The organism is Bacillus sp. 5mfcol3.1, assembly GCF_900114335.1.
GTDB classification, from domain to species: Bacteria; Bacillota; Bacilli; order Bacillales; family Bacillaceae_G; genus Bacillus_A; species Bacillus_A thuringiensis_S.
Window position 1 is genome coordinate 1 of record NZ_FOST01000010.1, and the last position, 16,056, is coordinate 16,056.

Consider the following 16,056-nt stretch of genomic DNA (forward strand, 5'->3'; position numbering starts at 1 on the left):
CCACTTGCTGATCCTACGAAGTCACCTTTTGTTACTTGTAATACTTGCTCTTTCATATCATTTATCCTCCCTTTTCATAAGTTATCTATATGTAATTTCTAAGAAATGTTTATTTCATAGTTTTTATGTTAACGTTACATTAAATTCGATAACGTAACGTTTGTAACATTAATGTAACATAACTATTGTTACGTTGCAATATAATAACGTGAAATTTATTACACTTTTTTTACGTTTTTTTATAACACTCCCCAAAAACCCTTATTTAATGCACTTTTCACTAAGCTCACACTTGTAACATTTTTGTAATATTAAAGTCATAAAGTGAAATGTAGTCATCCTTCTCTCTATTTTTGTTACAAACAGTTTATTTAGTGACACTAAATCTATCTAATCTTTACTTACTTTTAATATGAGATAAAATACCGTCTTTCCAAGATAAGTTTATATGTTTCCTCTATATAACTATGTATAATAAAAACAAAGAGGTGGTCATTTTGAAATTAATCGCATTAGATATGGATGGTACACTACTATCATCTAATCTTGAAATCTCCAAAGAAAACCTACAAGCAATCCAAACTGCACAAGAAGCTGGTCATATTGTAATGATTTGTTCTGGTCGTGCGAAAGAGGATGCTTTAAAGCTATTGGAAGAATATAAATTATCTCTTCCAGTCGGAGCAAGCAATGGGGCTATTGTTTATGTGGATGGAAAAGTAATTAACTCTCGTTGTATACAAAACGACAAAGTGTACAAACTTGCAAAATTACTAGAATCTGAAGGTTTCCCATATAAGCTATATACGAATAAAGGAGTTTATTCTCCATATACATGGCAAGATCAAGTGATGCAAGCGTTCGAAGAAAATAAGCATGCGCTCGATGTTACATTAGAGGAGCTTGAACGAATTACAGAAAAGCAAAAGAAATCAAACCTAATTACTGATTTCAAAAAAATAGAAGATGTTGTAAATAACCAAGAACTAGAAATATCTAAATTCTTCATTTCAACATTTAATGCAGCGCATCGCGCACAGCTATTAAGCGTGTTACAAGAAGACGCTGATATTATGGTTACAGCATCAGCTCCTACTAACTTAGAAATTATGGATAAGAATGGACATAAAGGAAACGGGCTACAGCAGATGGCAGCTCATTTTAATATCCCTATTGAAGATACAGTTGCTATTGGTGATAATTTTAATGATGTACCAATGCTAGAAGTAGCAGGCTTATCTGTTGCAATGGGCAACGCTGAAGAAGATGTAAAAAAACTATGTGATGTTGTAACACTAACAAACAATGAACATGGTGTTGCTCACGCAATCGAGCAATTTGTATTGAAACAAACTTCATCTAGTAAATAAAAAAGGACTCTTTCAATTTGAAAGAGTCCTTTTTTTATACATGATGACAAGAAACAAAATGATTATCACCAACATTACGAAATTCTGGTATTGTTTTTTTACAAACATCTGTTGCAAACGGGCAACGTGTATGAAAACGACAACCCGAAGGTGGACTTGCTGGACTTGGAATATCCCCTTCTAGTATAATTCGCTCTCGCTTCACTGTTGGATCTGGTATTGGAACAGCTGATAACAATGCTTTTGTATACGGATGTAGCGGATTGGTAAATAACTCATCACGCGGCGCCGTCTCCACAATTGTACCTAAATACATAATTCCGATTTTCGTACATAAATGTTCTACTACACTCAAATCATGTGAAATGAATAAATAAGATAATCCCTTTTTCTCCTGTAACTCACTAAATAAATTAATAATTTGTGCTTGGATAGATACATCTAGTGCCGCCACAGGTTCATCAGCTACAATGAATTCTGGATTTAATACCATAGCCCTTGCTATTACGATACGCTGACGTTGTCCACCAGAAAACTCATGGGGATACCGGTCAATATGATAAGGAGCTAAGCCACATAACTCCAATACTTCAATTACCTTTTCACGAACATTTTCTTTCGTCGCTAATCCGTGGGCCAACATCGGCTCTCCAAGCGCTTCACCAATTCTCATTCTCGGATTTAATGAGCTAAATGGATCTTGGAAAACGAGCTGCATATTAGGGCGATGTTTTCTCAATTCATCCTTGGATAAAGAATGAACATCTTTCCCTTTAAACTTCACTTCCCCCTCCGTTTTTTGAACGAGACGTAAAATTGTTTTTCCTATCGTTGTTTTTCCGCTCCCTGATTCGCCAACGAGACCAAACACTTCACCTTTATTAATAGTAAAACTTACTCCATCAACTGCTTTTACATGCCCGATCGTTCTACTAAATATGCCACCTTTAATTGGAAAATATGTCTTTAGGTTTTTCACCTCTAATAATGGTTCACTCATTGTTCCGCACGCTCCTCATATAACCAGCAAGCTACTTTATGATTTTCATCATTTACATTTAGATTTGGGGCTTCTTTTTCACATATTTCCATACAATGCTCACAACGCCCACTAAAGTAGCAAAACTCACCTAAACCAACTAAATTCGGAACTTGCCCTGGAATAGAATATAGTTTATCTATTCGTTTTCCCATTACTGGTTTTGATTTCAACAATCCTTTCGTATAAGGGTGTTTTGGATTTTGGAATATCTCTAGTACTGGAGCTTCTTCAATAACTTTCCCGCCATACATAACGACAACGTAATCAGCCATTTCTGCTACGACACCTAAATCATGTGTAATTAATAAGATTGACGTTTTAAATTCTTCTTTCACTTGTCTTAGTAAATCCAATATTTGAGCTTGAATCGTAACATCAAGAGCTGTTGTTGGTTCATCTGCAATTAATAACTTAGGATTACAACTAAGCGCAACAGCAATCATAATACGTTGTAACATCCCGCCGCTCAGTTCATGCGGATAAGAATGAACAATTTCATTAGCACGGGCTATGCCAACTTTACGAATTAACTCAATTGCTTTCTTATACGCTTCATTTTTACTAAGTAATTCATGCTCCCTTAGCGTTTCTACAATTTGCTCACCTACAGTGAAGACCGGATTTAGCGATGTCATCGGTTCTTGGAAAATCATCGCAATATCATTGCCTCGTAAACTACGAAGTTCTTTCTCTTTCATTCCTAAAAGACTTTTTCCTTCATATAAAATGTCTCCACCTACTACACTGCCAGATTCAGCAATAAGCCCCATAATAGATAAAGCCGTTACACTCTTCCCGCAACCTGATTCTCCTACTACACAAACCGTTTCACCTTCTCGAACAGCAAAGCTAACATGGTTTACAGCCTTCACTGTCCCTTCCTCCGTTTGAAAGTGTGTTTGTAAGTCTTTTAGCTCTACTACCGCTCTACTCATACCTTCTCACCTACCGTCTCATCTTTGGATCTAACGCATCACGAAGTGCATCACCAAGTAAATTAATTGATACAACTGTTATAAAGATTGCAAAACCAGGCGGAATCCATAACCACGGACGCTTTTGGAAATCAATTAATGAGTTAGCTGCGCTAATCATGTTCCCCCATGATGGCGTAGGTGGGACGACGCCGAGACCTAAGTAACTTAGTGCGGATTCACTTAAAATAGATCCAGCCACACCTAGAGTTGCTACAACAATAAGTAACGGAAAGACGTTAGGAATTAGATGATGAATGATTTTCCGAGAATCTTTTAATCCTAATACATCTGCCGCTTGCATAAAGGCTTGCTCCCGCAATGTTAAAATTTGTCCCCTCACAAGACGGGCAAGTCCTGGCCATCCTACTAAACTTAAAATAATCATTACAACATATAAACGGTACTCCGATGGTAATTTCCATTCTGATAAAATTGCTCCCATTATAATAAGTAGTGGTAATCCTGGAATGGACATTAACACATCTGCAACACGCATAATTAAATGATCTACAACTCCTCGATAAAAACCAGCAATTGCTCCTAATAGAGCTCCTAGTATAACGGATAGTAGCATCGACGCTAAACCGATTGTTAATGAAATACGCCCTGCTTGCATAAGTCTAGTTAAAATATCCCGTCCCAACTGGTCTGTCCCAAGCCAATGTGACAGGCTGGGTGGTTTATTAATTTGTGTTACTTGTACTTTCCCATCAGCATACGGTGAAAAGATTGGACCGATAAAACTAAATAAAAACATAAATATTAAAACGTATAAGCCACACAGTGCCATCTTATTTTTCTTGATTTTTTTATACGCTTGGCGCCATGGTGATGATTCATTTCTCTTTTTCCGTTCTTTCTTTTTCTCTATTATAGGTGTAATAGTCTCCATATCTTTCCCCCCTTACTTCAATCGAATTCTTGGATCAACAAACGCATAGACAATATCAGCTAAGAAATTAGCCATAATTGTTAAACAAGAAAGAAACATTGTAAAGGCCATTAATACCGTATAATCACGAAAGTTTAATGCTTCTAATTGAATACTCCCAATCCCTGGCCAATTAAAAATCTGTTCAATAATAATGGCTCCTGAAAATAAACCCGGTAATTCAAAAGCGAGTAATGTAATTGCTGGCAAAATTGCATTTTTCAATGCATGTTTATAAATAACGGTTCTTTCTTTTAAACCTTTTGCACGAGCAGTACGAATATAATCTTGCCTAATAACATCCAACATGCCCGTTCTAAAATAGCGTGTTAACGATCCTACACCAAGAAGCGTTAAAATAAATACAGGTAGAATCATATGACGTAATACTTCTAATATGTATGCTATCCCTGTTGAGTTACTCCCAATATCAATCATGCCACCAATAGGTAATAACTTTAAATCAACTGCTAATAATTTAATTAAAAATAGTCCGATAAAGAATGATGGAAATGACATTGCTGCAAAGACACCGATTGTTACCAATCTATCAAACCAAGAATGCTGCTTTGTTGCAGAAATAACCCCAATAATAAGAGCAATAATCCAAGTGAAAAATAAAGCTGCAGCAGCAACAATAAATGTATTCCAAATGAATTTATTAAGTAATGAAGTTACCGGTTCTTGGTACTGTAAAGAAAATCCAAAATCACCATGCAAAGCATTCACTAGCCAATGAAAATACCTTTCAATAATCGGTTTATTTAAACCGTACAACTCTCTTAATTCTTGAGCTCTCTCTGGTGTTAATTTTGGATTTGAATCGATATAATCACCCGGTAAGAGTGCAAATAAGAAAAAGATAATAATAGACGTACCAAACAATGTAGGAATCATTTGTAGAAACCTACGAATGATATATGTTTTCACCTTTTGTCTCCCCAATCCTATTTACTTAAAAATAGAAGAACATTTTTTCAAAACAGCTACCATTCCATTGCTGTGTGAAAAAACGTCTTCTATTATTTAGGTCAACCCTTATTGTTCAATAGATAACACTGGTAAGTTGGAACTGATGCTATCGTACTTTTCTGGATCAATTCCTTTTATACGTGCATTATGAGCATAAAGTAGTTTACGATAGTTTAATAAAATAACTGGTGGATCATCACTTAACTCTTTATACAGCTCTTTATAAATCGCTTTACGTTTTTCAATATCTGTCGTTCCTATACCTTTTACAATCAAATCATCTACTTTCGGATTATTATAACCCGTATCACTTTTTGGATTAGTTGATAAGTACTCACTTACAACTTCACTTGGATCACTAATTCCTGGTGTTGAAACTGCCGCTAAATCGTAGTCACCTTTTCCTACTTTTGAAAGCATCGTATTAAAGTCCATCAACTCTGGATTTAATTCAACACCAATTTCTTTGTAACTTTCTTTTGCAATTGGAATAAAGATATCATTTGTTTTACCTGTATTTGATGCGTAGTATGTTAATTTTAATTTTTGACCATCTTTTTCACGAACCCCGTCAGAACCTACTTTCCAACCAGCCTCATCCAATAATTTTTTAGCCTTTTCTACGTCGTGCGGATATTTATTAATACCTTCTTCTGTATATGCCCATGAAACTGGAGCAATTGGTACGTTAGCGACAGAGCCATAGCCTTGTAAAGCTGTATCCACATACTTCTTACGGTCTAATCCATAAGTAAGTGCTTGGCGTACCTTTTTATCTTTCAAATACGACTTCTTATTATTTACATAGATATAAGCAATATCACTTGATGATTCAAGATTAATATTTGCAAACTCCAATCCTTTTAATTGGTCTATATTTTCAGGGTTCGCTCTAAATCCACTATAGTCCAGTTCACCTGTTTGGAATAATTGGAATCCAGTATCACCTGATGTGATTTTGTAAATAAAGTTTTTAATTTTTGGTTTACCTGCATAATAATTTTCGTTAGCAACAAAGCGGACTTCTTGACCTGGAACATATTTTTCAAATTTATATGGACCCGCTGCAATTGGTTGCCCATATAATGCTTTTAAATAGTCTAAACTTGTATTTTGTTTATAATCTTTTCCATAATAAGCTTTTGATAGCACTGGGCCACCTAAATTCGTTAGCGCCTGTGAATTAACTTTTTCAGTTGTAATTTTAATTGTCTGTGGATCAACAACTTGGATTCCTTCAATAGAAGTTGCTTTTCCTTCTTTATATTCTTTCCCACCTTTAACAGCATACTGAGCAATATCCAATCCACCTTCATACGCTTTATCATGAAGTAGTGTTAATGTAAATGCTACATCATCCGCTGTTAGAGGCGACCCATCACTAAATTTTAAATTTTTACGTAAATGGAATGTATATGTTAACTGGTCAGCAGAAATATCCCATTTTTCTGCAAGATCCGGAACAGGTTTACTTTGTTTGTCTGTTGTTACTAATGAAGCAAAAATAACCGACGTTACATTTCCATCCCAACCATTATCTTGGAAATACGGAAGGAAAACTCCCCCTGGCTTAGAAATGGCTGTAATGAAAGTATCTTTTCGTTGATTTGCTTTCTCTGGACTTTTCTTTTTATCTGTAGCTGGAATTGATTCAATCTTAGAATCTTTTAAATCCTGCTTTTTTACTGGTTCTGTAGAAGCCGTATCCTCCTGTCCCCCACAAGCAGATAACACAAGCGAACTACTAAGTAATACTGAAAATACACCAGCCCATTTTTTTGTCTTTTTCTTCATTGTCCCCACCCTAACTGTTTAATAGTTATACCCTTTGAACTTATTAGCTTATGTATGCCTCCCACAGCACATTTATAGCCAATCGGAAAAGTCGGTTTTAATCAGAAAAAAATAGATGTTTTTGAGGGGTAACAATCTTATTCCGACCTTTCCGGTAGACTTTATGGTTATTAGCTTATATCGTTCATTATATTTTGTCAATTCTTTCTAAATAAATATTTTGAGAATTTTCCCAAAATTATCACTCTATCCTTATACTTTAAGAAAACTCAGCTATAATTCGTATTAAAAACTTAAAAATCTACTTCTATTTCTTCAGCATGCAACATAGAATACTAATAACCAATTACCAAAAAGGGGGCGAAAATATGGACAACCTATTCCAATACGTCCTGCACTACGTATTATTAACAATTATGATAGTCGGGGCGCTATTACTATTCCCGTTCTTCCCAAAGTTCGTCCTCTTTTTAGCTTTTTTTATCATGCTCGGGATCGCTATTATAATTTCAACAAGAGAAGATGCCACGCAGAAAGAGAGCAGAGTTCAGCGCGTAAAGCTGTAACTTTGCTCTCTTTTCGTTTTCAATCACTAGTCTCTGTTACACATATTTATCCCGCTATTTGCCGGGCAGTACCCCCCCACTGATTAAAGTTTCACTTTATCTCTCGGGAAATAATTAGCCTTTGTTTTTGTGATTACTCCTATTGAAAAGCCACTAATGGCATTTATTTTTCACCTTATCATTTCATACGCTTCACAAGCTATGCAAATTGAGAAACACGGATTTATCTAAGTTACTGTTTCACGTGAAACACATCGCTTCATTTAATCTTTAAAGCAAAATATCATTATGAAAAAGCCACTTCCTCCAGCAAAACTGAAAGGAAGTGGCTTTCTACTCTTTACTCCACAATATTCTCTAACTCACTATATAACTTCGCTCGTAACAACTCTTTCATCGTTTTTTCCTCATATAATTTTTCAAGTCTTTCAACATCAGCTACATGTTCCATTTCACATTCTATTGCATATATATCTTCTTCTACATGCATTAACTCATTTTCAATCTCTTCAAGATTCCTAGCTTTTTTCTCTTTTACTGGAACCATTTCAACACTCTTTCTCCCTTGGCGTTTTTGCTTTATTACTTGCTTCTCAAGCTTTTCTTCCCATTTTTGACGAGACCATGCATAGTTTCCTGCAAACTCAAATAATTTACATTCATCAATCCAGTACGTCTTTTCAAATAACTTATTTAAAAAATAACGATCATGTGAAACAGCTAGGATTGTTCCATTATATTGCTCAAGGGCTTCCTCTAAAACTTCCCTTGATTCAATATCAAGATGGTTTGTCGGCTCATCTAAAATTAGAAAATTGATGTCTTGATACATAAGTTGCGCAAGTCTTAACCTCATTTTTTCTCCACCGCTCAGTTGCGTTACTTTCTTAAATACTGCTGGACCATAAAATAAAAACTTAGCCAATATATGCCTTGCTTCTCCTTCAGTTACAGCTACATACTCTCTAAACGCTTCTAATACATTACTCTTCACATTTCCATACGTATGCTGTGATAAATAACCAATTTTGACACTACTACCAATTCGAATTTCACCAACGTCTGGATTTATTTCTTCTAATAGTAGTTTTAATAATGTAGTCTTTCCTGTACCATTACGACCAACGATAGCCGCACGCTCTTGAAAACGAACATGTAAATTCGCTTGTTCAAATAAAGGTCGGCCAGCAAAACCTTTACTCACTTCTTTCATTACAACAACATCTTTCCCGCTTCTCTCTTGCCCTTCAAACTGAAGACCCATCTGTTTTCGTTCTAAAATTGGCCTCTTTAATTTCTCTATACGTTCTAACGCACGTTCCATATTTCTCGCTCTTTTATGCAATCCTTCATTCGGAGGGTTCGCTTGATTTGCCCATTCACGTAGACGCTTAATTGCTTCTTTCATTTTCTTTATTTTCTTTTGTTGCTCCTGATAAGCTTGAAACTCTTGAAGTAATCTTTCTTCCTTCTCCTCAACGAACTGAGAATAATTCGTATGGTACACGTGAATCTCTCCATCTTCCAAATCAAAAATTTTCGTTACAACTTCATCAAGGAAATAGCGATCATGTGAAATAACCATAACTGTTCCAGTGTATTCTTTTAAAAATTGCTCTAACCATTCAACTGCAAATAAATCTAAATGATTTGTTGGTTCATCTAATAGAAGTAAATCTGGTTTCTGCAATAGCATATATGCAAGGCTTACTTTCGTCTGTTCTCCTCCACTTAATTCCGTAAATACTCTTGAAAATAAGTCTGTCACTTGTAAGCCATTTGCTACCTTCATTATATTTGCCTCGATTTCATAACCACCGAGAAACGTAAATTTTTCTTGAATGACTCCGTACCTCTCCATTAGCTTTTCCAAAGCAGATTGTTCCTGTTCCACCGCCATATTTTTTTCTAAAGCATGCATTTCTTTTTCTAATTCCTTTTCTACTTTAAAAGCAGAACTCAATACATCATATACAGTCATAGCCTCATCAAACTTCGGAATTTGTGCGACATGACCAATACGTGTACCTTTCTTCATATGAATGGCTCCTGCATCCAAACTCTCCATTCCCGTTAGAAGCCCAAAGATTGTTGTCTTCCCACTACCGTTACGACCAACTAATCCAACACGTTCACCATTCTTTATTTCAAGCGATATATTTTCAAATATAGTGTTTCCACCAAAAGATTTCGTTACATTATTTACACTACAAATAGTCATTTTCCGTACTCCTTTCAATATAAAAAACCATGAGAAAGAAACATTCCCCATGGTTTTCGGCATAGAAAAAGGAAGCCAAATAGCTCCCTTTTCACACGTTTATTAAAAATGGGTGAAGAGATTTCTATCGTTCAATAGTCACTATGCAATTGTTAAAAAAGGGCATACGTATCCCGTTAACAACTACATCATGAAAAATCGCACGACAAAAATAGATAAAATCTAAAAATTTGGCACGTGCAGCTAAAGAACGTTTCATCTCATTCACCCCTTTCGTACGGAATTTAATACTTACTTCTTTATTATACTTTCCAATTTCATGTTTGAATAGTCATTTTTCTGAAAATAATGAAGATAGACTAAACATTTCAATAAGTGACATCAAATCTTACAAAACTGTTATGTTCACGTAATGGAAAGCGATAGTACGAAAAGATGCCTCCCTATACAATAAAGATGTAAACAAGAGAGACAAACAAAAGGAGGAAACAAACATGATGAAAGAAATCGTAAAAGCAATCTTTGAGGTATTAGTGAACGGACAAGCAGTTGTAAAAGAACTAAATGAACTATAAAAAGGAGTGAAGAAATATGATAAACATGGTGAAAATGATTTTACACGCTTTAGTCGATGCAAAAGCAGTTAGCCAAGAATTAAACCAACAATAAAAAGGGGTATATGAATATGAAGAAAGCCATTATTATAATTGCAAGCACAGCAATTACTTTATACACAATAAAAAATAGAAAAAAGAGAAATAATGAAAATGTTCTATATTATCCATACACACTATTAGAGAAAAAATAAAAGACAAGGTACCCTATCGTAATGAGGATATCTTGTCTTTTATTTTTTCTATATTGCCTTTAGAGGATTTCCTTCTCCTTTTCCCGAATGTATTAAGCGGGATTTTTACACATATTTTAAAGGGGCATATATATAAATGGATACACAACAACTATATTTTTTAAACGATATCGGTAAACAAAAACCAGAAAGTATTCGGAATAGAAGCGCTACATGTCCATTTTGCGATAAAGAACATTTAACGGATATTTTAACAACTGATGGTTCTATTATTTGGTTAAAAAATAAATTTCCTACATTACAAGATACATTTCAAACAGTGTTAATTGAAACCGAGAATTGCGAAGATCATATCGCAACATATACAGAAGAACATATGCGGAAATTAATGCAATTTTCTATTCAACATTGGTTACACTTACAGAAGAAAGAAGAGTTCGCGTCTGTGATTTTATACAAAAATCACGGTCCATTTTCAGGTGGAAGTTTGCATCATGCACACATGCAAATTATCGGAATGAAACATGTAGATTATCTTGAAAATATTGAAGAAGAAAATTTCCAAGGGGTAATTGTTCAAAAAAACGAACGCATTGAGCTTAACATTTCAGAGCGTCCCATTATTGGCTTCACTGAATTCAATATAATCATTGATAATATTTCATATATAGATGATATGGCAAATTACATTCAGCAAACTGTACGTTACATACTGACAGATTTCCATAAAGGATGCAGTAGTTATAACTTATTCTTCTATTACTTAAATGGAAAAATTATTTGTAAAGTTGTTCCTAGGTTTGTCGTTTCACCGCTGTATGTAGGATATAAAATACCTCAAGTTTCTACAAAACTAGAAGACGTAAAAATACAACTAGCGGAGTATTTTACAAAATGACACGATTATCAAAAAAATAGAGTAGGTTAAAACCTACTCTTTTATTACACCTTTATTTCGATAGTACACATCTTCTAATCCGATGTTATACTTCATGTTATTATCCGTCCACTCTGGCCCTAAATTCCCTGGCCATCCAGATGTATTCGCTATATATTTCAGTAATGCAAAATCAGTCAAACCTTTTTGCACCCCGCGCTTATATCCTTTCAGTAAATGCGGCATTGCAATTTGTGCATTTGTACGTGGATCTTTTAGCTCATCATCAGTTAAATGTTCTGGTGCAAGCCCGCCGCCGCGGTGCAGTTGAAACAATCCGAATGAAGTTCCATTATCTCCAACACTCCTTGGATTTAATCGACTTTCATGCTCAGCAATTGCAAGAGGTATCCATTCCGGAAGATTTACTTTCTTCGCTTCCTCTATAATGATTTGTTTCACCTGTTTTGCTTCTTCTGAATCAACATAGCTTGTTCCATTCACTAGCTTATCCATTCCTTCAGACTTTCCTTGGAAATATAAATATACTCCAAGAACAACTAAAAATCCTACAAAGAATTTCTTCACTACCTCTACCTCTTTCTCCGCTGAAATTTTTCCCCTTTCAGCCTTCCCTTTACAATTACCTACATTCTATTACTCTTTTATCATAGCAAATAACTATACATATTATCATCATGCTTTAGACCGATTTTGTGAAAAAACAGCTGGTAAATACGTGCAAAAATGTAACTTTCATAGACTATAACGCATTTATTGTATATAATTGTAAATTGAATTCTAAATATAAACTAGGAGAATAATAATATGAAAAAATGGCTGTTACTCTTATTTAGTTTACTACTATTAATTCCTGTCCCTATTTCCGCACAAAAAACTGAACAACCAAAAACCCTTATTTTATATAGTTCAAACGATGATCAAATTACAAGCGATATCCAAATACTTAATACACAAGTAGGGCATTTCACTAATAATATAACAATTAAAAACATAAAACAGTTAGCTGAAATAACTGATAAATCTTCGTATACACATGTTATTTACATGGGTGAAAAACAAGAAGAACTTTCTACTGAAGCAAAGGAATTTCTAGAAGGCTTCCCAGGACCATTACTAGTTTTAGGTCAAAATATAGAACAGTTATCTACTCGTTTTTCATTTATCACACTTAAAAATGAAGATATAAACTCTGATACAATTGAATATCCAACACGTAAACTAAAGAATATATTAGAAGAAGAAAGATCAATTAAACAACTTGATACAAACGGAACAATTCTCGCACATGCTTTAAGAGGAAATAATACTTATCCATTAATTGTACAGCAAAATAATTCTTATTATGTAGCTACTTCTAACCTCTTTGATTGGATATCTTATTATATTGGCGAAAGCCTATTTTCTTATTTTCAGCAAAAACCCGAAACCAATAAAAAATTAGCTTATTTACGTCTTGAGGATGTTCACCCAGCAGCAGATATAAATCAATTGAAAGAAATTGCTGAATTACTAAAAGAGAAGAAGATCCCTTACATGATCACTGTTATTCCTGTATATACAGATCCAGATACAGGTAAAACACTACATTTAAAAGATAAACCCGAACTAGTCGATCTTTTACGCTCTATGCAAGATGATGGCGCAGCGATTATTATGCATGGTTACACTCACCAATTTTATGATAGTGAAACTGGGGAAGGTTTTGAATTTTGGGACGTAAAGACGGATCAACCAATTCGCCAATCGAAACATGAAAAACCGAAGAGAAAAGATGAATTTCCAAATATAGAGTCATATAACCAATATGTAAAAAAAGGGGAAGAGTTTGAGGAAAAATATACGACAGATCATATCGAAAAGGGGATTCAAGAACTTGTAGATGCTAAACTATATCCTGTCGCCTTTGAAGCACCTCATTACACGATGTCTCAAAAAGGGTATGAAATATTATCAAGATACTTTTCAACTTATGTAGGACAACTACAGTTAAGTGATACAACTTGGAAATCCATGCACTCTCCAGCATATAGAAGTACACCATCATTTCTACATGGAATGAAATTAATGCCTGAAACAGTCGGTTTTATTGAAGAAGATAAGCCACAAGCTATTGCTAAAATGAAAGCAAATGCTTTATCTGTTGCTAAATTATCCGATGGGATTATTGGAGCATTCTATCATCCTTACTTAGGTGTGAAACCATTAAAAGAAGTGTTAAAGGATCTAGAGAGTATTCCAAATATAGAATGGATTGATTTACAAAAGGAAAAGAATGAAGTAAAAATGAAAGATATTCATATTACTACGAATAAAGACGGCATTCACGTTAAAAAACCAACAAGTGCAAATGACATAATTGATTATATAAAGCAATATGGCTTCTTCCTTATACTAGGATTCGTTATCATTGTCTTTCTTTTATTATTAAAACGTGCGAAAAAATTAGAATCCTAATACAAAACCACCGAGCGGAACGCTTGGTGGTTTTTTGTCATATATCAAACCGTGGCATTTTACTAAATAAATTCAACTTTTACTTTTTCCGTTACATGATTAAAACTATAATTCCCCTATCCTTTCAAATAAAATTGACTTGTATTTTCATATATTGTTTTTGCGACCTTATCAATGGATATGTTTTTTATAGAACTAATTTCCTTTAATACCTCTCGAATCATTCTTGGGTGCGTTATAACATCCTCTTGAAATTCCCACGGACCATCTGTTTCTACCATCATATATTCAAGCGGATAATACGAAACGATTTTTCTAATCTTCTCCTTATGTAAAACATCCGGTGTAATCGAAATATAATAACCATTTCTCATCATCCGTTTCATTGTTTCATCGCTTCCTTTAAACCAATGGAAGTGTGCACGTGAAACTTTATATTTCTCTAGCAAATCACATACAATGTCAGCATCTTCATAAACTGCGTGTAATACAATCGGCAAATTATACTTACTAGCTAGTTCTATAAATTTTTTCAATACAGCTATGTATGGATCTGCAGCAATTCTTTCATCTTCTTTTCTCAAATAATAGGGCAAACCTACTTCACCAATCGCAACAATTTCCTCTGCGTTCTGTTCAATAAGTTGATAAATCTGTTCACACTCTTCTTTATGAATCTGTTGCTCTGGATGAAACCCTATCGCTGGATATATAAAGGGATACTTCTTCGCTAAAGATAACGTTTCCTTACAAGATTGATAATTCATAGATACCGCAATAAGCCCCTTTATTTCTTTACTATTTTCCACCTCTTTTAGTAATCTGCTCTTCTCTTCATCCTTATATTGATCAACATGTATATGACTATCAATCCATTTCATCTTTATGCCCCCATAAAAAAAACAAGAAAGGACTTCCTTTCTTGTTTTAGCATCTATATTATTTAACAATTAAGTTTGTTATGATATCAAATAATCCAATACACACTACGGCAACAGTAAAGTAGCTACAGAAATCTTTAATTGGTAACTTCACTACTTCTTCTTTACGCATCCCATTTTTCTCCCTTCTTACTAGATCCCTAATTATTTTTCTATCTGTATCTATTATGCAAAAAATATGACAAATTTACTATCGAATTAACTTACGTAAACCTTACAATGTTGTAAGGTTTAAAAAAGATCCCCATCTTTATTCAGATGAGGATTATTAAAAATTAGTTGGTTTTTCATTCTTCATTACAAACAGAAAGTAATACATTGATACTTTCTAGTTACACTATATGAAAATTACTATCTTTTAACTATCGAATTACATTACAGAAGGCTTACATGTTTGTAAGTTATGTGTAATGTAATTCGATAGTTCTCCTTACTTATATTTCGTACAATAAAGTTAGAAAGTAAGCCAAATAAGAAGAACAATCACATAACCAAATTACATTGCTAGTAGCTACTCTTCTTATACCTTTCACCCATGCTACTACAATGTACCCCCTTCCCCTTTATATAACAAAAAAGCCTTAGTCTATATGGACTAAGGCTTTTTTGTTAACCTTAAAAATACCCTTACCCAGTATTTTTATTTTCGACAAAAAATAGCTGGGGGTATATTTCGCTATCTCACCGTTAAAAGTTTACTCTTCGCATTTATAGGAATATTTGCAACCTCAATCTCTTCAATGGACTCACCGTAACGCCCTTTTGCAAAAACCTTTAATGCTTCATCTCTCTTTAACATATGCTTAACCGTTTTCTTTATTTTCTGCTCTCTACCACGTTCATCGAATGCAATAAATTCATATTCATACCACTCATCACCGATATGCTGACCAATTGTATTCACAACCGTATAGTATTCTTTCGTCTTATAAAATGGATTATATTTATCGATAACCGGTCCAAGTTTCGTAGGCAGTAACATTACTACTATCACTATCATCGCTATTATAGTAGTGATCATTTTTTTCTTCATAATAAACATTCCTCCTCTGCAGGATATATATACATCCATTTTAAAA

At 34.2% G+C, this 16,056-nt stretch carries 16 protein-coding genes; 5 read left to right on the forward strand and 11 right to left on the reverse strand.

Features of this window, described 5'->3' with window-relative positions:
- Window positions 1-65 (reverse strand): DUF3948 family protein (locus BM089_RS26935; protein ID WP_139124001.1); only part of this gene is annotated, 65 nt, incomplete at its 3' end.
- Between the two features lie 432 nt (window positions 66-497).
- On the opposite strand from BM089_RS26935, the gene BM089_RS26940 reads away from it, so the two are divergent.
- Window positions 498-1,370: a Cof-type HAD-IIB family hydrolase gene (locus BM089_RS26940; RefSeq protein WP_000766424.1), complete on the forward strand. Its 873-nt coding sequence runs from the start codon at window positions 498-500 to the stop codon at window positions 1,368-1,370.
- A gap of 34 nt (window positions 1,371-1,404) precedes the next feature.
- On the opposite strand, the gene BM089_RS26945 is transcribed toward BM089_RS26940, so the two are convergent.
- The 5 genes from BM089_RS26945 to BM089_RS26965 form a co-directional block, all read right to left on the reverse strand.
- A complete protein-coding gene (locus BM089_RS26945; RefSeq protein ID WP_063546235.1) occupies window positions 1,405-2,370 on the reverse strand; it encodes an ABC transporter ATP-binding protein in 966 nt (321 codons plus the stop codon).
- A complete protein-coding gene (locus BM089_RS26950) occupies window positions 2,367-3,347 on the reverse strand; it encodes an ABC transporter ATP-binding protein (protein ID WP_065229648.1) in 981 nt (326 codons plus the stop codon). Before BM089_RS26950 ends, BM089_RS26945 begins: the two co-directional genes overlap by 4 nt.
- 10 nt (window positions 3,348-3,357) lie before the next feature.
- Window positions 3,358-4,281, reverse strand: coding sequence for an oligopeptide ABC transporter permease (gene opp4C, locus BM089_RS26955; RefSeq protein ID WP_000447957.1), 924 nt, complete (start codon window positions 4,279-4,281; stop codon window positions 3,358-3,360).
- A gap of 12 nt (window positions 4,282-4,293) precedes the next feature.
- Window positions 4,294-5,250, reverse strand: coding sequence for an ABC transporter permease (locus BM089_RS26960; protein ID WP_000860687.1), 957 nt, complete (start codon window positions 5,248-5,250; stop codon window positions 4,294-4,296).
- Window positions 5,251-5,358: 108 nt separating this feature from the next.
- Window positions 5,359-7,086 carry an ABC transporter substrate-binding protein gene (locus BM089_RS26965; protein ID WP_000730676.1) on the reverse strand — a complete coding sequence of 576 codons (1,728 nt, stop codon included), beginning with the start codon at window positions 7,084-7,086 and terminating at the stop codon, window positions 5,359-5,361.
- Window positions 7,087-7,454: 368 nt separating this feature from the next.
- Here BM089_RS26965 and BM089_RS26970 point away from each other — a divergent pair, with 368 nt between their 5' ends.
- Window positions 7,455-7,652, forward strand: a complete 198-nt coding sequence (locus BM089_RS26970) for a hypothetical protein (RefSeq protein ID WP_000369254.1) — start codon at window positions 7,455-7,457, stop codon at window positions 7,650-7,652.
- Window positions 7,653-7,992: 340 nt separating this feature from the next.
- Here BM089_RS26970 and abc-f read toward each other — a convergent pair whose 3' ends face one another.
- Both abc-f and BM089_RS31610 read right to left on the reverse strand, forming a co-directional pair.
- A complete protein-coding gene (gene abc-f / locus BM089_RS26975) occupies window positions 7,993-9,924 on the reverse strand; it encodes a ribosomal protection-like ABC-F family protein (RefSeq protein WP_139213343.1) in 1,932 nt (643 codons plus the stop codon).
- Between the two features lie 73 nt (window positions 9,925-9,997).
- A complete protein-coding gene (locus BM089_RS31610; RefSeq protein WP_000830643.1) occupies window positions 9,998-10,132 on the reverse strand; it encodes an RAxF-45 family protein in 135 nt (44 codons plus the stop codon).
- Between the two features lie 420 nt (window positions 10,133-10,552).
- Between BM089_RS31610 and BM089_RS26985 the strand changes: the two genes are divergently transcribed.
- Entirely contained in the window at window positions 10,553-10,681 is a 129-nt protein-coding gene (locus BM089_RS26985) for a hypothetical protein (protein WP_053565418.1), read from the forward strand.
- A gap of 136 nt (window positions 10,682-10,817) precedes the next feature.
- Entirely contained in the window at window positions 10,818-11,579 is a 762-nt protein-coding gene (locus BM089_RS26990) for a DUF4931 domain-containing protein (protein ID WP_090978571.1), read from the forward strand.
- A 33-nt stretch (window positions 11,580-11,612) separates the two neighbouring features.
- Here the strand turns inward: BM089_RS26990 and BM089_RS26995 are convergent, their stop codons facing one another.
- Complete coding sequence (locus BM089_RS26995; RefSeq protein WP_000713252.1) at window positions 11,613-12,146, reverse strand: transglycosylase SLT domain-containing protein; 534 nt, start codon at window positions 12,144-12,146, stop codon at window positions 11,613-11,615.
- Window positions 12,147-12,386: 240 nt separating this feature from the next.
- Here BM089_RS26995 and BM089_RS27000 point away from each other — a divergent pair, with 240 nt between their 5' ends.
- A complete protein-coding gene (locus BM089_RS27000) occupies window positions 12,387-14,036 on the forward strand; it encodes a DUF2334 domain-containing protein (RefSeq protein WP_053565420.1) in 1,650 nt (549 codons plus the stop codon).
- A gap of 116 nt (window positions 14,037-14,152) precedes the next feature.
- Here the strand turns inward: BM089_RS27000 and BM089_RS27005 are convergent, their stop codons facing one another.
- Window positions 14,153-14,917 (reverse strand): TatD family hydrolase, encoded by a 765-nt coding sequence (locus tag BM089_RS27005; RefSeq protein WP_053565421.1) that lies wholly within the window; start codon window positions 14,915-14,917, stop codon window positions 14,153-14,155.
- Window positions 14,918-15,653: 736 nt separating this feature from the next.
- Window positions 15,654-16,010 carry a YxeA family protein gene (locus BM089_RS27015; protein WP_000728423.1) on the reverse strand — a complete coding sequence of 119 codons (357 nt, stop codon included), beginning with the start codon at window positions 16,008-16,010 and terminating at the stop codon, window positions 15,654-15,656.
- Between the last annotated feature and the right edge of the window lie 46 nt (window positions 16,011-16,056).